The organism is Natronoflexus pectinivorans (assembly GCF_004345615.1).
Taxonomy (GTDB): domain Bacteria; phylum Bacteroidota; class Bacteroidia; order Bacteroidales; family Marinilabiliaceae; genus Natronoflexus; species Natronoflexus pectinivorans.
The window spans coordinates 885,403-903,425 of the sequence record NZ_SLWK01000001.1 but is presented as its reverse complement, the minus strand read 5'-3'; the positions used below and the strand labels follow the sequence as shown (position 1 = coordinate 903,425).

At 39.0% G+C, this 18,023-nt stretch carries 16 protein-coding genes; all 16 read left to right on the top strand.

All coding sequences use genetic code 11. From position 1 onward, the window contains the following. Positions 1-11 precede the first annotated feature (11 nt). The 16 genes from EV194_RS03465 (at position 12) to EV194_RS03390 (ending at position 17,958) form a co-directional block, all read left to right on the top strand. Positions 12-1,451 (top strand): alanine racemase, encoded by a 1,440-nt coding sequence (locus EV194_RS03465; RefSeq protein ID WP_132432109.1) that lies wholly within the window; start codon positions 12-14, stop codon positions 1,449-1,451. 231 nt (positions 1,452-1,682) lie between these two features. Then, positions 1,683-2,357 carry a PA2169 family four-helix-bundle protein gene (locus EV194_RS03460; RefSeq protein ID WP_132432107.1) on the top strand — a complete coding sequence of 225 codons (675 nt, stop codon included), beginning with the start codon at positions 1,683-1,685 and terminating at the stop codon, positions 2,355-2,357. A gap of 274 nt (positions 2,358-2,631) precedes the next feature. Then, entirely contained in the window at positions 2,632-3,786 is a 1,155-nt protein-coding gene (locus tag EV194_RS03455; protein ID WP_132432105.1) for a baeRF3 domain-containing protein, read from the top strand. Positions 3,787-3,797: 11 nt separating this feature from the next. Next, positions 3,798-4,112 (top strand): HPF/RaiA family ribosome-associated protein, encoded by a 315-nt coding sequence (locus EV194_RS03450; RefSeq protein ID WP_132432103.1) that lies wholly within the window; start codon positions 3,798-3,800, stop codon positions 4,110-4,112. A 1-nt stretch (position 4,113) separates the two neighbouring features. Then, positions 4,114-4,953 carry an alpha/beta fold hydrolase gene (locus EV194_RS03445; protein ID WP_132432101.1) on the top strand — a complete coding sequence of 280 codons (840 nt, stop codon included), beginning with the start codon at positions 4,114-4,116 and terminating at the stop codon, positions 4,951-4,953. Positions 4,954-5,001: 48 nt separating this feature from the next. Beyond that, positions 5,002-5,913, top strand: a complete 912-nt coding sequence (locus EV194_RS03440; protein ID WP_132432099.1) for a UbiA family prenyltransferase — start codon at positions 5,002-5,004, stop codon at positions 5,911-5,913. Positions 5,914-5,915: 2 nt separating this feature from the next. Further along, the gene (locus EV194_RS03435; protein ID WP_132432097.1) at positions 5,916-7,121 is read left to right on the top strand and encodes a type III polyketide synthase; all 1,206 of its coding nucleotides are present in this window, start codon (positions 5,916-5,918) and stop codon (positions 7,119-7,121) included. 348 nt (positions 7,122-7,469) lie between these two features. Next, entirely contained in the window at positions 7,470-8,198 is a 729-nt protein-coding gene (locus EV194_RS03430) for a methyltransferase domain-containing protein (protein ID WP_132432095.1), read from the top strand. Then, positions 8,179-9,777, top strand: coding sequence for an FAD-dependent monooxygenase (locus EV194_RS03425; protein ID WP_132432093.1), 1,599 nt, complete (start codon positions 8,179-8,181; stop codon positions 9,775-9,777). Before EV194_RS03430 ends, EV194_RS03425 begins: the two co-directional genes overlap by 20 nt. A gap of 781 nt (positions 9,778-10,558) precedes the next feature. After that, positions 10,559-11,344, top strand: a complete 786-nt coding sequence (locus EV194_RS03420) for a methyltransferase domain-containing protein (RefSeq protein WP_132432091.1) — start codon at positions 10,559-10,561, stop codon at positions 11,342-11,344. Between the two features lie 140 nt (positions 11,345-11,484). Next, positions 11,485-12,411, top strand: a complete 927-nt coding sequence (locus EV194_RS03415; RefSeq protein WP_132432089.1) for a manganese catalase family protein — start codon at positions 11,485-11,487, stop codon at positions 12,409-12,411. A 231-nt stretch (positions 12,412-12,642) separates the two neighbouring features. Beyond that, a complete protein-coding gene (locus EV194_RS03410) occupies positions 12,643-12,819 on the top strand; it encodes a hypothetical protein (RefSeq protein WP_207915883.1) in 177 nt (58 codons plus the stop codon). An 88-nt stretch (positions 12,820-12,907) separates the two neighbouring features. After that, positions 12,908-14,698 (top strand): SLC13 family permease, encoded by a 1,791-nt coding sequence (locus tag EV194_RS03405; RefSeq protein WP_132432085.1) that lies wholly within the window; start codon positions 12,908-12,910, stop codon positions 14,696-14,698. A 407-nt stretch (positions 14,699-15,105) separates the two neighbouring features. Continuing rightward, on the top strand, positions 15,106-16,587 hold the full coding sequence (locus tag EV194_RS03400) for an MBL fold metallo-hydrolase (RefSeq protein WP_207915881.1): 1,482 nt from the start codon (positions 15,106-15,108) through the stop codon (positions 16,585-16,587). A gap of 3 nt (positions 16,588-16,590) precedes the next feature. Beyond that, on the top strand, positions 16,591-17,127 hold the full coding sequence (locus tag EV194_RS03395) for a YeeE/YedE thiosulfate transporter family protein (RefSeq protein WP_132432083.1): 537 nt from the start codon (positions 16,591-16,593) through the stop codon (positions 17,125-17,127). 99 nt (positions 17,128-17,226) lie between these two features. After that, on the top strand, positions 17,227-17,958 hold the full coding sequence (locus EV194_RS03390) for a hypothetical protein (RefSeq protein ID WP_132432081.1): 732 nt from the start codon (positions 17,227-17,229) through the stop codon (positions 17,956-17,958). Positions 17,959-18,023: the final 65 nt, after the last annotated feature.

Below are 18,023 nucleotides of genomic sequence, written 5' to 3'. Positions count from 1 at the left end.
TAAACTAATTTATGATGCATTCAAATAATCAACTGCCAAAACTTACGCCCGTAATAAGTGATTGGATGCCAAAGCTTATGAATGACAAGGTGCTCCTTGATTCGCTATTCGCAGCCTATGGTTCACCTATTAACATACATTATCTGCCTGAATTCGACAAAAACATTGATACTTTCCGAAAAGTATTTACAAAACATGGAATTTCATACCAAATATTCTATGCCCACAAAGCAAACAAAAGCAAAAGTATAGTAAAATGTGCCCAAGAAAACGGAATTGGTGTAGATACTGCAAGCTATAGAGAACTTCTGCAAGCACTTGAAGCTGGTGTGAAATCAGAGAATTTGACCGTGACAGCTGCTATAAAAACTGAAAAACTGCTCCAATTGGCAGTTGAAAATAACGTACTTGTTATTTTGGACAATGAGGACGAGTGCAATTTATTGAACACAATTGCCAAAAAACTTGACAAACAAACGCCGGTGGGTTTTCGTGTAAGCGGATTTAATACCGATATGGGAAAGCTTTACAGTCGATTTGGTTTTGATTTAGACGAAGTTTCATCCTTTATAACCTCCACTTGTTCCCCGCAAGGGGAACATTCAAATCTGTCTTATACGGGTTTGCATTTTCATTTAAACGGTTATTCTACTGAACAAAGAGGGGCAGCATTAAGCCAGTGCATCATATTGGCAGAAAAACTTAAAGACAATGGATTCACTACGCAGTTTATTGACATAGGCGGTGGTTTTCTGATCAATTACCTGCAATTTAAAAACGAGTGGAAGGCTTTTCGGGAGGAACTGAAAAAAGCGGTGAAAGGAGAACGGAAAGAGATCACCTTTAACAATGATGGCCTTGGATATCAATTAATCGATAATAAATTACAGGGAAAACTGGCAACCTATCCCTTTTACAATGAAGTAAACGGCGACTTGTTTCTTGAAAAAATCCTGAGTTTTCGATATAAAAACAAGGCAAGTGTAACTGAATTACTACGGGATAAAGACATAGAAATACGCATGGAACCAGGGCGTTCATTGCTAAATCAAGTGGGCATGACGTTAGCCAAAGTTGTTTTCCGGAAAAAAGACATGCGGGGCAGGTGGCTCGTCGGGCTTGATATGAACATGAGCCAGCTAAAAAGCTCCAGTACCGATTATTTAGCAGATCCCTTAACCGCTTTTGCCCCTGCACCAAAACACCTGGTCGAAGTCTATTTTACCGGCGCATATTGCCTAGAGCAAGACATTGTACTTAAGCGTAAAATAGCCTTGCCAAACCTGCCTCAAATTGGCGACATCATAGGTTTTGTAAATACCGCCGGCTACATGATGCACTTTTTCGAAACCCAGGCGCATTTGTTCGAGCTCTCGGTTAATTTAAGTCTGGAAATTTCAAAAGAAATCTATGATTTTCGAGATTTTAAAAACGACAAGAGGAATGTGTGAATTATGTAATAATTCACAAAGATATTGTAACGCTTCAATTGACTAACAGCATTATATTGAATTGAATTAATTGGAGGGGATATATAAAACGTTGGACAATTTGTAGGAAGTAAGATCAGGCAAGTACTATTAATATGAAAGTTGCATGAGTAAAATTCTCTTAACAGGTAATTGCATATAAATTCTCAAGCCAGATAAATGAGGCCAATAATATAATTTAATAATATACAGATGAAAACAGGTAGGGTAGCATTCGGAGCATTGGCAGGGGTTGTCATTGGGGCAATAGCAGGAGTTTTATTCGCACCCGAAAAGGGTTCAAAAGTCCGTAAAAAAATAATACATAAAGGCGACCATTATGTGGATATAGTAAAATCAAAATACAATAATCTACTTGATTCCCTTTCAGACAATATTAAAAGAACTAAAAATGAAACAACCATTTTAGAGGAAAATGAAAAAGCAATTGCAGTTCTAAACTCACTCATCACTATCAACAACGATAGAATAAAGGGCTATGAAACAGCTTCAAAAGAAACTGAAGAACCTGATTTAAAAGCTTTATTCAGACAATTCATTTCAACCAGTCAAAAATGCAAGCAAGAATTGGTTAAAGAAGTAATCACCCTGGGCGGCGAGGAAACGGAAGAAACAAAGACTATAGGGAAGTTTTTTCGTGTATGGATGGATGCAAAGGCAGCACTCACCGGCAAAAATAGCAAAGCCATTCTTAATGCTTGTGAGTATGGTGAAGATAAGGCATTAGACACATATGACAAGGCATTAAAGAACGAATTAAAACAAATAAAAACCGAACAACAGGTTATGATAAACGCTCAAAAATTAATGCTAAAAGCCGACCACGACCATTTGAAAAAATTGCGTGATACTATCGCAAATAAATAGACCATTCAATTACTAAATTAGTTGAACAACGATACTATGCAGTGGAAAGAGCTATCTAATTTTAATAGTTAAGAGCATGCCAACAGGTGATATAACTATTTGATTCCTTATAGAGTAATCATCTAATTACGTGCTGATTGGTTGCATTTGTTACAGACAGGATCATCAATCACTTTGGTGGAACCGTTGTAGGTCTGTTTGTAATTCATGCATGGCTTAAACTAAGATGATAAGAGAACACAAAGACAAATGTTGTATCCAAAAACAATAAAAAATGGAATTACTAACAAAAGCATTAATTCAGGAACTCCTGGCAGCAGATCAGGCCCCTTGTCTTTCCGTATATATGCCTACACACCGAATGCATCCTGAAAACCTTCAGGATACAATTCTTTTTAAAAATCTTATCCGGCAAATGAAAGAATCCCTGTTGCAAAAATATTCAGCCGATGATGTTCAGGAATATCTTAAACCTTTTGAGACTCTGGCTGAAGATGATAATACCTGGAACCACACATTTGATGGTCTGGCTATATTTGGTGGAACCGGAATATTTAAAGTGGTTGGTGTACATAAATCATTTGAAGAACTGGCCATTGTAGCCGACAGTTTCCATACCAAGCCGTTGAGACAATATTTACAATCCCTTGACCAATTCCATTTATTGGCTTTAACCCTTCATGATATTCGCCTTTTTCAGGGCAACCATCACTCGCTTACTGAAATAGAACTTACATCTGACACTCCAAAAACCATTACCGAAGCGCTGGGTGATGAATTGACAGAAAAGCATACAACCGTTGCATCTTATGGTGGTTCCGCGGGAGAAAGCTCGTCTATGCACCACGGTCATGGAGGCAGAAAAAATGAAACTGAAAAAGATGCTGAAAGATTTTTTCGTGTAGTGGCAAATGCCATTGAAGAAAACTTTTCGAAGCCTACAGGCTGGCCAATTATTCTTGCGGCATTGCCCGAACACCACCATCTTTTTCAAAAAGTAAGTAAAAATCCTCTTCTGCTCCCTAAAGGCATTGCAATAAACCCTTCATCAGTTTCATCGGGTCAACTTACAAAAATGGCCTGGGAAATAATGGAGCCGGAATATAACCATAAACTGGACAACCTGGTTGCACTTTTTGAGCAGGCAAGAATTGATGGCAAAGGCAGCGATGACTATAAGGAAGTTGCCGTAGCGGCAGTTGAGGGGCGCGTTAATACGCTTATTGTTGAACACGACCGGATAATCCCGGTCAGGATAACAAATCTTGTGACGGGAAATACACAAAAAAAAGATATGAGCAATCCCAGAGTAGATGATTTGCTGGATGATATGGGAGAATTAGTCATGAAAATGGGTGGAAAGGTTATGGTGCTTCCTAAGGATAAAATGCCATCCGAAACAGGGTTGGCCGCAATATTTCGATATTAATTTTAAGAAAAATGCAAATACAATTTAATTCAGACAAGAATGTCGTTGGAAGCGAAAAGCTTCTGGAGTTCTCTACTTCCTTAATTTCATTCGAACTAAGCAAGTTCAAAGAACAAATAACAAGAGTGGAAATACATCTCTCAGATGAAGATGGCAATAAAAAAGGTCTAAACGACAAGCGCTGCATGGTGGAAGCGAGACTGGCAGGAATGAAACCAATCGCAGTTACCGACCATGCAAACACCCAGGAGCAGGCTGTTTTTGGCGCTGTAGACAAATTAAAATCTTCTTTGGAAAAAATTACCGGACGTTTAAAAAATAATTAAAATGGAAAAAATAAAAGCAGGTGAAACCAGAGCCGAATATATTGAAGTAGAACCCAATGTTCGACTTCATATTACAGACGCAGGTGAAGGCAGACCAATTGTTTTAATACACGGTTGGCCTTTAAGTGACGAAATGTACGAATACCAATACCACGATTTAATAAAAAATAACTTCAGAGCCATAGGCATTACATTACGGGGTTTCGGAAAATCAGATAAACCTTTTGGAAAGTACGATTACGATGTACATGCCGAAGATATCCGCAAGATTCTAACTCTGCTAAAAATTAAAGATGCTGTTTTGGGCGGTTTCTCAATGGGTGGTGCAATTGCAATTCGGCTGGCAGCTACAGACGAGAAAGCAATTTTCTCGAAACTTGCTCTGTTTGGAGCCGCCGCACCTATATGGACAAAGCGGGATGATTTTCCTTATAATCTTACCAAAAGTGCTGTTGATGACTTAATTGCCTTGAACTATAAAGACCGGCCGAAACTGTTGGCCAATGTTGGTAAAATATTTTCAGCCACAGAAACTGCGCTGAACGATGGCATCGCCAGCTGGTTAAACGGAATTAACATCAGTTCATCTTCCTATGCAATGGCGGAGTGTTTAATTGCCTTGCGCGATACTGACCTGAGAACTGACCTTGCTAAAATTAAAATTCCAACATTAATCATGCATGGCAAAAAGGATAAAATTTGTTCTTTCGACCTGGCTGAACAAATGAAAAACCGAATCGCAAATTCGCATATTGTGGCTTTTAAAAATAGCGGCCATAGCTTATTTCTGGAGGAAACTCAGAAGTTTAATGCTGAATTATTAAAGTTTGCTAAAGAGTAGTTTGGAACTTATCAGCTTAATAACTAAATCTTTTTTACAATCAGATAAATGAAGGACTTTAACATCCCTTCTTGGTTCGATAAAAGCACTGTAAAACACTTGCGGTTGCCATTTTCTTTCTTTTTAATGCCTGTCTTTTTATTTGCGGTAAGTCAGGTTAGCAGTATCAACTGGGAGACAACGGCCATTGCATTTGTTATTCTGCATTTGCTTGTATTTCCATCCAGTAACGGGTATAATAGTTTCCAGGATCGTGATACTGGCAGTATTGGTGGATTAAAACATCCACCAAAAGTTTCGCGCAATCTGTATCGGGTAACATTGTTGATGGATGTTGTGGCAGTGTTAAGTGGATTTTTTATTTCACATATTTTCTCACTTTTAGTTTTCATTTTTATTCTGGCCTCCCGTGCTTATAGTTACCGGAATGTGAGATTAAAACAATACCCGATAATTGGATTTTTAACAGTGTTTATTTTTCAGGGCGCTTTTGTTTATTTGATGGCTTCATCAGCAGCAGTTTCCTCATTTTCATTGGTGAATTTTTTCACGCTCAATAACATCATTTGTATGAGTGTGGCAAGTCTTTTTATAGGAAGTGTTTATCCGCTCACCCAAATTTATCAACACGATGCAGATAAAAAAGATGGCGTAACAAGCTTAAGTTATAAACTCGGGTACAACGGAACATTTGTTTTTTCCGGGATACTATTCTCCGTTGCAACCTTGCTCCTCTACTACTATTTCAATTTAAGGCAGCAACAAATGACTTTATTGCTATTGTTTTTAATACTGATGTTGCCAGTGACTGTTTATTTGTCGGTCTGGTTTTCGAAAGTTCGAAAGAACAAGAACAAAGCCAATTTTGAGAACACCATGACCATGAACCTGCTTACATCTACAAGCATGAATCTGTACTTTGTGGTTCTTATTTTTAATAATTACATTAACTGGTTTTAGCAATGGGCACAATTATCTCCATAGGAACAGCAGTACCAAAATATGGTGCAAAACAATCTACCATATTGGAATTCATGAAAGCTGCGTACAACGATGATACTGCTTCGCGAAAACTGAATATTTTATTCCACAATAGTGGAATAAAAACCCGTTATTCTATCCTTTCTGATTTTGGTAATTATCCATCCGAAAACAGCTTCTTTAAACAGAATATAAAAGTTCCTGATGTGACACAAAGAACTGCTCTATTTAAAGAAAATGCATCTTCTCTCGCTATTTCTGCTTTGAAAAATGCATTACAAAAATTGAATACCAACATGGGTGATTTAAACATCACCCATTTAATAACGGTTACATGTACCGGTGTTTATGCTCCGGGTTTGGGTGCTGAATTAATTGAGCAATTGGATTTACCTGATGATACCTTTCACACTGCAATAAACTACATGGGATGCAATGCTGCATTTCCGGCCTTAAACCTCGCTGATATGATTACCAAAACCAACGAAAATGCTAAAGTGTTAATCGTTTGTGTGGAGTTATGCACCTTACATTTCCAGCCGGTAAACAATAGCGATAATTTACTGGCCAACACCATTTTTGGCGATGGGTCAGCAGCAGTGGTAGTGGTCTCTGATAGGGCTGCAAGAAGAAATCAACAGTCGGGTTTATCTTTAAATGGATTCTATTCACTGCTGCTTAATAAAGGCAAAAACTTAATGGGTTGGAACATAACACCAAATAATTTCGAAATGGTTCTTGATGGTGGAATTCCAGATTTTATTGGCAATGAAGTGAATGAAGTCATAATGAAAGCCAGCAAAAAGTTAAATACAGACCCATTATCTATCGATAAATGGGCCATTCATCCCGGTGGAAAAAAAATACTTGATGCCATTAAGAAACAGACGCAACTGAGCGATTACGATGTGCAATACTCCTATAAAGTACTTTCTGATTACGGAAACATGTCGTCGCCAACCATTCTTTTTGTTCTGAATGAAATCATGAAAGCTGAAAACACCAATGGTGAAACCATCTTTTCAATCGGGTTTGGTCCCGGATTAAGCATTGAAACCGCATTGCTAACTTATGTAACGAATAGGGTTGAAAAATCATACGTAGGTGAGAATGCAGATTCAACGAAAAAAATTAGTGCCGGTAAGAAAACTGCTGAAATATTGTCTTATGCCAACCTACACCCCTAACCTGGGGTGAACGAAATCGGAGTATTTAGAAAAATATATTCAATCTATTTTTAATAAGGTTGAATTTTAGTTGCCAAATATTCCTACTAAGATTAAATAATTAAATATAAGGATTTTGAAACCTTAGTAGAAACACAATATCTCATAACAATAAACCTTATTTTAAATAAAGTAGAACGAAAATAAAAATATTTGATTTAGATCACTTTACCCCTCCGCAGCAGGAAATCCCTATGCACTCAGATTTAGGTTTTCCCAACCAGAAATAAAAAAACTTTGCGTCTTTCAGAGTCCGTAGCTTTAGCATAGAGCTTCTCTGCGTTTAGCTATTTTTTCAACGAACTATTCATGACCACAAAATTCAAATACCGCTCCTATAAACAAGAATTACTGGATGAAACCAACATTCAGAAGAATTTGCTCTTCAAAAACCTGTGGGAGCTTGATATAATGAATAGAAACACCGGCGGACATGCGATTACTCTTAAAGGCATAAAACAATTAGTAACAGATCACACCAAACTCTATCATATCGTCGATTTTGGATGCGGAAGCGGCGACTCGTTGCGAACCATTGCCGATTGGGCCAGAAAAAACAATTTCAATGTTCAGTTAACAGGAGTTGATAAAAATGCCAATGTAATTGATTATTTGAGAAAACATTGCCGAACATATCCGGAAATCACCGGCATTATCGCCGATCATCAGGTATTTATTGATCAGAACAGAACCGTTGACATTGTTCATTGTTCCTTGTTTTGTCACCATTTAAACGAAAACGAATTACTAAAGCTATTCACCTATTTCAGCGAAAATGTCAAAGTTGGATTTGTCGTTAACGACTTGCAGCGAAACTGGATGGCTTATTACAGCGCATGGTTTTTCACTCGCTTATTAAATGGAACTGTTCTGGCAAAAAATGATGGCCCGATCTCTGTCCTTAGAGCGTTTAAATTCAGCGAATTAAAATATCTGCTCGAAAAGGCAAACATCAAAAACTACATAATAGAAAAAAAGCAACTGTTCCGCTTTTTAGTAGTTGGAAAAACCAGCAATTATGGCACATTCTCCGCATAATACCACCGAAGTCCTGATTGTTGGTGCGGGACCGACAGGTTTGATGATGGCCTGTCAATTGGCTCTTCACCAGGTTTCATTTCGTATCATTGATAAAAATACTGCTTCTTCGCAAAATTCTGGAGCACTTATTGTTCAAGCCCGAACCCTTGAAATATTTGAGCAGTTGGGAATTGCAAGTGAAGCGATAACGGAGGGAATCATTGCTGATAAAATAGATGTTTTATACAATGGAGAAAAAATAGCAAGCACTTCAATAAAAGACATCGGCCGGAATCTTTCTCAATTCCCTTTTCTGCTCATGCTCGAGCAATCTAAAACGGAGCAATTAATGCTGAAATTCCTGGAAAAGCATGGATGTAATGTTGAAAGAAATGTTCGTTTAAATAGCTTTGAAGAAGATGAAAACAGGATAATAACCGGGGTGACAATGCCTGATGGATATGAACAAACAATAACCTCAAAATATTTAATAGGTGCTGATGGAAGCAGGAGTGCCGTCAGAAATTCCCTGAATATTCCTTTTAACGGCATATCCTACCCTATGCCAATTTTCATTATCGACTGTGGTTTTATATCCAGATTTAGTTCAGAGGTAATTTACTTTGATTTTTCGAAAAAGTCAGTTGCCGGTTTTTTTCCATTAAGAAACCAAAGGTGGCGGGTGGACGGCAGTTTTCCCGGTAAAGCGAAAAAAACAAATAACATTACTCTGGAAACTGTTACAAAAGGTCTTCGCAACTGGAACAACCTGAATTTTGATTTGCACAACACCGAATGGTTTTCAGTTTCACATTCACAACAAAAGTACGCTCGTAACATTCGGATTGGAAACTGTTTTTTAGCTGGCGATTCGGCACACGTCAACACACCAGTTGGTGCACAGGGCATGAATACCGGACTTCAGGATGCTCACAATCTGGCCTGGAAAATGGCTTTTGTGCTAAAGCAAAAAGCAAACCCGGAATTGCTTGATTCCTACTCTACAGAACGGCTGGGCATCTCAAAAGGATTTGCACAATATGCCGATGCGATTTTCAGATTGGTCACAAATACTAATCTCGCTGTCAGGCTGTTCAGAACATTTGTTCTGAAAAGTTTCTTCAAAAGGATATTTCCAAAACTGGAAAACAATGAAAAATCACGCCTGATGTTTTTTAAATCCATCTCCCAAATTGACATTCATTATAAACCGAATTACAATACATACAAAGATCTGGAAAAGCCATTCTCTCGTGAAACTCCAAAACCCGGTTATCGACTCCCTTACATAGATTTTACTTATGAAAACAAAAATACAAACAGCCACCAAATTTTAAATGCATCCGCATATACGCTTTTGGTATTTGCAGAGGAGTTAACACCCGAGATACAATCCATCTCAGATAAGTATGAACTGACAACGGTACTGTTAAAACATCTGCCCGAAACAGATACGATTTACAAAATACTGGGTATTGCACACACTGGATATTACCTTATTCGCCCTGATATGTACATTGAAATACGTTCAGCTACAACCGATACCGAAAACTTGAACAGCCATTTAAATCGACTATTATTAAAAATAGATCGTTAGTCCCGATGCATCGGGATAGACCGTTAGATCTTAGATGCTGAGCATAGCGAAGTCCCGCATGGCAGGACTAGATAAATGTAAATCATTAAATATAAGCAAATTGTATTCACAAAAAAATAGATTTTCATATGCCTGATAATCAATAAAATAAGAAATATTAACGAAATATCATTTAAAGCTTTGATTTTCAAAATATTTGCAACTGATTAATTCAGTTGTGAGCGGACACAGAATATATTAAAGATGTCAGGGCTACGCCCCTAAAACCATTAGTAATATCTATTTCTACGAAAATATCAGGGCTACGCCCCTAATTATTTGTGCTAATATGACTTAGGGGCGCTAGCCCTGTAATCTTCGTAGAAAACATTTATTGATAAATTATGAGGGGCGTAGCCCTGATATCTTATATTTTCAGTATCATTTCATTCGTATATAATTAAGTTATGTTATTGGCCTCATGGAACTTGCATGAGAAGTTGTATTGACTGCGTCGATCTTCGATTCATGCTCTTGATGTGAGTTTCTCACTCATGCAACTTTCATCCATAAGCTTTTAATCATGACGTGCATAAGTTAATTAGTAAATTATTCGGATGAAGATTATAGTCTATAATAAAATTCGAAAAATTATCTAATCAGCTACCTAGAATCTGTATTGCTAATACTAATCCCTTTGTGCTCTTTGTGTCTTTGTGGGCAACAAAAATATCTCCCACAAAGACACAAAGAGCACACGAAGAAAAAAAATATTTATAATCAAAACTTAATTGCACATAACATGAAACTAAGAAATTATCTGTTCGAATTTGAAGACCTGGCATGGTTTCCCAACACAATACGGGAAAGCATGACCGACTATCTGCGTTACCTCATCACAAAAGTTGATTTTTACCGCCCTATTGCTCCATCGATAATCGAAGAATTAATAAGAACAAATGCAAATCAGATCATTGATTTAGGCTCGGGCGGTGGCGGTGCCATTGAGCAAATACATCATGACCTGAAGCAATTGTCTGAGACTGATATAAAAATTATCCTAACTGATAAATATCCCAATACAAGCGCTTATGCATTTCTTAAAGCCAAAACCAATGGGGCAATTTCTTTTCATAATTCTCCTGTTGATGCTGCCGATGTTCCATTATCATTAAAAGGATTCAGAACAATTTTCTCAAGTTTTCATCATTTCGATAATGGTTTGGCCAAAGCAGTTTTAAAAAATGCCGTTGATGCCAAATCAGGGATTGGGATTTTTGACGGTGGCAATAAAAACATTCTTGCTATACTGGCTATTCTTATTGTACATCCCTTAGTTTTCCTCATTTTTACACCATTCTTTAAACCATTCCGTTTCTCCAGAATATTGTTTACCTATATCATTCCCATTATCCCGTTTTGTACAGTTTGGGATGGCATTGTTTCCATCATTCGTTTATACAAGCCAACCAAGCTTATGCAAATTGCCAACGAAGTTGAGCCCTATGCATATAAATGGCGTTCAGGAAAAATGAAAAGCAAATATGGTTTGAATGTTACATTTCTGATTGGACACCCTATTGTATAAATAGACACTTCAAATTCAATGAGGGATGTGTGAATTATACAACTCTTCCAGGAAATTATGTAACGCAATAGTCGATAATCCTCAATAATTTTGATTGTGCTATATAAACAAATCTTGCTCAATTGCTAAAAATTACAACTATGTTTCATCATGTTAAAGAACTTCAGTTCAACGCAAGGGTTTCTAAACCCGATGTACGTTTTGCAAAATTACTCCTTGAACAATTTGGAGGGCCTAATGGAGAACTCAAAGCAGCCATGCAATATTTTGTTCAGGCTTTTGGTTGCAGAAAATCAAATCCTGACGTATATGACATGCTCATGGATATTGCTACCGAAGAGTTTAGTCACCTCGAGATTGTAGGTGCAACTGTTCAAATGTTATTAACCGGCGTAAACGGTGAATTAAAAAATGCTGCGGACGAATCTGATTTAACCAAAATGTTAGATGGGAAACCGGCAAAGGAAAATTATATACACGAAGCCATGACAAATCCCCATTTCTTTGTTGTTAGCGGTGGAACACCTACACTTACCGATAGTGTTGGCAATCCATGGAGTGCAACTTACATAATGGGCATGGGAGATTTAACAGCTGATCTTCGTTTAAATATAGGAGCAGAAACCAGTGCGAAAATGGTTTATCAGAACCTCATGAAATTCACCGATGATCCTTTAGTCCTGGAATCTTTACGTTTTTTAATGACCAGAGAGGTTGCACACTTTCAAATGTTTGAAGCAGCTTTAAACAGCATTCAGCCAAACTTTCCTCCAGGAATTTTACAAAGCGACCCACGATTTAGCAACAAATATTTCAACATGTCAAATGGCAAAGATTTCAAGGGTCCTTGGAACGAAGGTAAAAGTCCGGAAATGGGAGAAGATTGGCAATATATTGCCAGTCCACTTGAACATGTGCAACAAACCAATGGTTTGTTGGACGAAAAAGCCAAGGGGACAGAGAGAACAGAAAAATCTGTGCAAAAGAAGAATAAATCAATAAGTGCAAAACGCAAAGCGGAAGCAGATAAAGCTGCTCCTCCAGAAAAAGGAGTAATGAGTTGGTAAGAACTGAATAAGGACTTGAAAATTAAATACATACCAATAATAAAGAAATATGCCTCTTTCAAATGGTGTAATGATGCAATATTTCCACTTTTATACTCCTGCTGATGGGAAATTGTGGAAACAATTGGCAGAAAATTCCAAAAGTCTGGCTGAGTTAGAAATACCTACTATTTCGATCATCCTAACTGTATTGGCTGGACAAGAATGGGGAAAAAAGATAACCAACGCGGAATGGCTGTTTTAATCAGTAATGGGGATGAGGGAGTTAAGTACATGGAAACAGGTTCGCCTGACACAACTTATGTTGATATTACGAAACATATAGAGGGTTCCATAACTACTAATAAGGATGGATGGGGAGAGTTTCGTTGTCAAGGTGGTTCCGTTTCGGTATGGGTGCCGGAATAAATACAAAATCATTAACGATAAAAACAGAGATATTAACAAAGACATACGGAATGGTTTGAACATAAACCCTCTGAACTCAACTAAAAAAATGGATTCAGGTATTATAACAGTTTTGTTAATCCTTAGTGTAACAGTAATTATGCTGGTACTCGATGTCGTTCGCATCGACATTGTTGCCATAGGCTGCATGCTGGCGTTAGGCTGGACCGGAATATTAATCCCGCAGGAGATGTTCTCCGGGTTTTCCAGTAATGCCGTAATTGCCATGCTGAGCGTGATGATTCTGGGGCGGGGCATTGCCCGCACCGGAATTATGGATGGATTTTCAAAATTTATAATCAAAAAGGCTGGCACCCGAAAACGAAATTTAGTTGGATTACTATCTATTTCAACAGGATTACTGTCGGGATTAATTCAAAACATTGGTGCAGCTGCGCTTTTTTTGCCCGGAATATTGCAGGTATCACGCCGCACCAAGATTCCTGCATCATCACTCATCATGCCCATAGGGTTTGCAGCCATACTGGGGGGAACCCTTACGATGGTTGGCTCGGGCCCGCTCATTCTGATTAATGACCTATTACTGAATGAAGGCCATGAATCCTACAACCTCTTTAGCGTAACTCCTGTTGGCCTTGTGCTGCTGTTGTCGGGTGTAGGTTATTTTTTGCTGTTTGGGAGCAAAATTTTACCCAAAAAGAATGTTGGGGAATCAGGAAAAACAGAGCAGGAAAAGCTGGTGGAGAGACTTAAATTACCAGAAAACATCAAATTGCTAACCGTCACCCGTGAAAGCTCATTGATTGGAAAAACAACGGAAGAGGCTGGTTTATGGCAAACTTACCATGTTAACCTCTTAGGCATGGGAAAGGAAGACGATGTGGTTTACGCCCCTTGGCGTAAAACCAAATTTGAGGATGGACAAACCCTTGCCATTTTGGGCTCTGCGGAGAAAATTGAGCAATTTGCAAAAGACTTTCAGATAGAGGTAATCTCTGAGTCTCCCTATTTCTCTGATGATTTTAACCCCAATGTCAGCGGTTTTGCCGAGATAATTATTCCCCCGGGATCAGAACTTTGCAGGAAATGTTTAAGAGAGTACTCCCTGAGAAAACGCTACGCTGTAGAGCCGGTCATCCTATTCAACAATGGGGAAAGAGTGGAAGCTGATTTTTCTGATGTGGAAATACGCCCGGGTGATACCCTGATAGTTTACGGCAGGTGGGACAAAATAAAGGATTTGAAAGAGAGCAGTGACTTTGTTGTACTCACCGAATTTGAAGTGCCTAAAAAAGACAAGTCAAAAACCTGGCCGGCAATAGGCTGCTTTTTATTTGCCATTACCCTGGCTATGGTAGGTTTTCCCATTTCCATGGCATTTCTTACCGGGGCTCTTTGTATGATTTTAACCCGTGTATTGAATATCGGCGAAGCTTACGAGGCCATTGAATGGAAAGTGGTTTTTCTGCTGGCGGGATTGATTCCATTGGGCGTGGCCATGCAAAAAACCGGCGCTGCCATGTTTCTTGCCGAATCCATCATGAGGGTAGTGATTGATTTACACCCTGTTTTCATCGTGTTGATGGTTGGTGTGTTGTCAACGGTTTTTTCACTGTTTATGTCCAACGTAGGAGCAATTGTAGTCTTGGCCCCCTTGGTAATGGGCATGGCAGACATTGCCGGAATTGACCCCAGGCCATTGGTGCTGATGGCAGCCGTTTGTGCCGCAAACTCATTTATCTTACCCACACATCAGGTTAATGCGTTCCTGATGTCATCGGGTGGATATCGCAATGCCGACTATATCAAGGCAGGCAGCGGAATGACCATCCTGTTCCTAACCATTACAGTCTTACTGTTCTATTTCTTTATGATTTAATTTATATCTGCGCGGTAAAACCTTTTAAAAAATCCGAATTATGCAATTTTTTTAAAGATAAAATTTTTCTGAAAATATTGAACTTCCATTCCGCCTCAGGAAAAAGGCGTTAAAAAAATCAATGTTGTTTTCGTTAAGAAAACCATGTTGTTTGAGCGAAGCGAGTTCATGGTTTTTAGAAACGAGTCATCATTGTAATTTGATTCTTTAGTGCGTAAACAGCTTATGACGAGTTCAACCGAATACAATTTGTTTCAATTATGATAATGAGGTTAAAACAATATTGATTTTTAGTCTTTTTCCTGCAGCGGCGGCATTTTTTGTTTACTTTTTTTTGCTGTTGAAAAAAAGTAAAAGCCCGTGCGGCTTGAGCACTTAAATATAGGGAACTATTTTCCCTGAAAATAATGAATTTGATTTTACCAACTAAAAACAACACCATGCTGATAAAACACTATTTCATCAACAAGATTGCCCACAGTTCATACATCCTGGCAGGATCAGATGCATGTGCCGTTATTGACCCGCAACGCGACATTGATGTTTACATTAAAGAGGCACGCGAACTGGGTGTTGTAATCACCCATATTCTGCAAACTCATATGCATGCCGATTTTATTTCCGGACACATGGACCTTGCAGAAAAAACCGGCGCAAAAATCTATGTGGCCAAAATGGCAGAATGCACTTTCGATCATGTGGCGTTAAGCGAGGGCGACACCATAGAGATTGAAGACATTGATATCAAAGTGCTGGAAACCCCCGGACACTCACCTGATCATCTGTGCTTTGTAGTTGTGGATAGAGCCCGAGGCGACGAGCCTGTTTGCACTTTTGTGGGCGATACCCTGTTTGTTGGCGATGTGGGGCGTCCCGACATATTCCCCGATATAGCCCAAGAGCTTTCCGGAAAGCTATACCACAGCCTGTTCGATAAGATTTTAAAGCTTCCCGACTTTTGTGAAGTACTGCCTGCACATGGTGCCGGCTCTCTTTGCGGACGGGCAATGGGTGCCAAGTGGCGATCAACCATCGGGTACGAAAAGAAATACAACGCCGCATTGCAAATCAAGGATAAGACTGAATTCATCAAATCACTTACCGATTACATGCCCCCTGCGCCCGATCACTTTAGCCGGTGCAACGAGATCAATCGCAAAGGGCCTGCGCTTATTTCGCAACTTCCCCGTATGAAAGAGCTTAACGCAAAGACTTTCAAAGAGATGATTGAAAATGAAAATGTTGCTGTGGTAGATACCCGCAGCTACCTGGCTTTTGGCAGTCAGCACATTCATGGTTCGTGGAGCCTGGACTTCAATGGCAACCTGCCCACTTTTGCAGGTTGGGTACTGCCAATTGACAAGGACTTGCTGGTGGTATCAGACAGTTTTAAAGAAGCCGATGAAACAAATGTTTGGCTTAGGCGAGTTGGTCAGGATCGTGTTGTGGGTTATCTGGATGGTGGCATGTCCGCCTGGGTAACCAATGGTTATAAAACCAACCAGGTAACACAAATTTCAGCTGAAGATTTGCATGAAATGGTGACAGGTTCTGAAAAGTTCGTTTTGCTTGATGTAAGAGCGAAACAGGAGTTTGAGGACAGCCATATAGAGAAAGCCGTTAACATCCCGGTGGCTGATTTACGTGAACGGCATATCGATCTCAATAAGGACGATACGATAATTACGATTTGCAGTTCGGGGAATCGCAGTAGTTTGGGGGTAAGCATTCTAAGTCAGCATGGTTTTAAAAACCTCTACAATGTTGCCGGAGGCATGTCAGGTTATAGTGCTGCCGGTTATGCCAAACGCTGTGCCGTTTGTCAAAACCCTCACGGTTCAAGGTATTATTCTCGAATTGAAGAAGTAAAAATGCATTTTAATCAGTAAATTATGGAAACAATTGCTTCCGTTTTTACAGATGCCCGCTGGTCGCCCTATGCCGTTGGCATAGGCATTGGGTTATTGAGCTGGCTCAGTTTTTTAATTTCGGGCAAACCCATTGCCACTTCCACCACATTTGCCAGAGCCGGTGGTTTGATTGAGAATTTAATTACCGGAGGCAAAGCAAAACGAAGGCCCTACTACAAAAAAATAAAACTTAACCTCAACTGGCAGTGGATGCTGGTGATGGGTGTAGTGGCAGGGGCGTTTTTATCGGCAATTATCTCAGGCGATCTTCAGGTTGGTGTGTGGGTACCATCACTTTGGGCTTCAGCTTTTGGCGATAGCGCAATCCTTAGGGTAATTGTCGCTTTGACCGGAGGAGTTATTCTCGGCTTCGGCGCACGTTTTGCCGGTGGATGCACCAGCGGACACGGCATCAGTGGCACACTGCAACTTGCTGTTTCAAGCTGGGTTTCGGCCATATTTTTTTTTATTGGAGGCATTATAACTGCCCATTTAATATTTCATGTTTTTGCATATTAAAATTGAAACTAAAGGAACAAATTGGTTTTCTCACTCCCTTTTGGGTCGAGATAAATGAAGAAAAAGTAACTCTATTGAATATTTAGCAAATCAAAAAAAATGAAAAAACTATTCCTGACAATAATCTTTTCTGGGCTGCTTTTTTATACATATGGCCAGTTTAGCCTGGATGTATCCGGCGGATTGGCTGGACAAACCTATAACAAGGCTCAAATTCCTAACGAAGAAGGAACTCCCTTTGATTTGTATAAAGATTTTCAAATACAGACACCTGTGATGTACTATAACTTAAAACTCGGTTATAGCTTCAGGGATAAAAACCACATATTTTTACTGTATGCACCTCTAAGTGTAGATTATGAGGGTGCAGCACCATTTGATATCAGGTTTCAGAACACAACATTTCTTGAGGAACAAATTATAAATGCACGCTATAAATTTAACAGTTATAGAGCGACATATCGCAGAGACTTTTACAGCTCTGATAAATGGATCGTTGGCATTGGCTTAACTGCAGAAGTCCGGGATGCAAAAATTCGTTTATCGGAATCTAACACCATAGAGAAAAAGGCAAATTTTGGGTTTATGCCTTTATGGCATTTATATGCTGGATACAACTTAAACAATTGGATTCTTTATTTTGAAGGAGATGGTTTGGCCAATAGCTCCAGAAGAACTTTTGACTTATATCTGGGAGGGAAAAGACAAATTAATGAGCGTTTGATGTTAAAGGTAGCATACAGATTAGTAGAAGGAGGTAAAGATGTAAAAGCTGTTTACAACTTTGCCATGTTGCATTTTGCTAACTTGGGTGTGATCATTAACTTTTAACTACAATAGATCTAATCCCTCTAAAATCGGGATTAGATCATGAGATGCTAAGCTCAGCGAAGCCT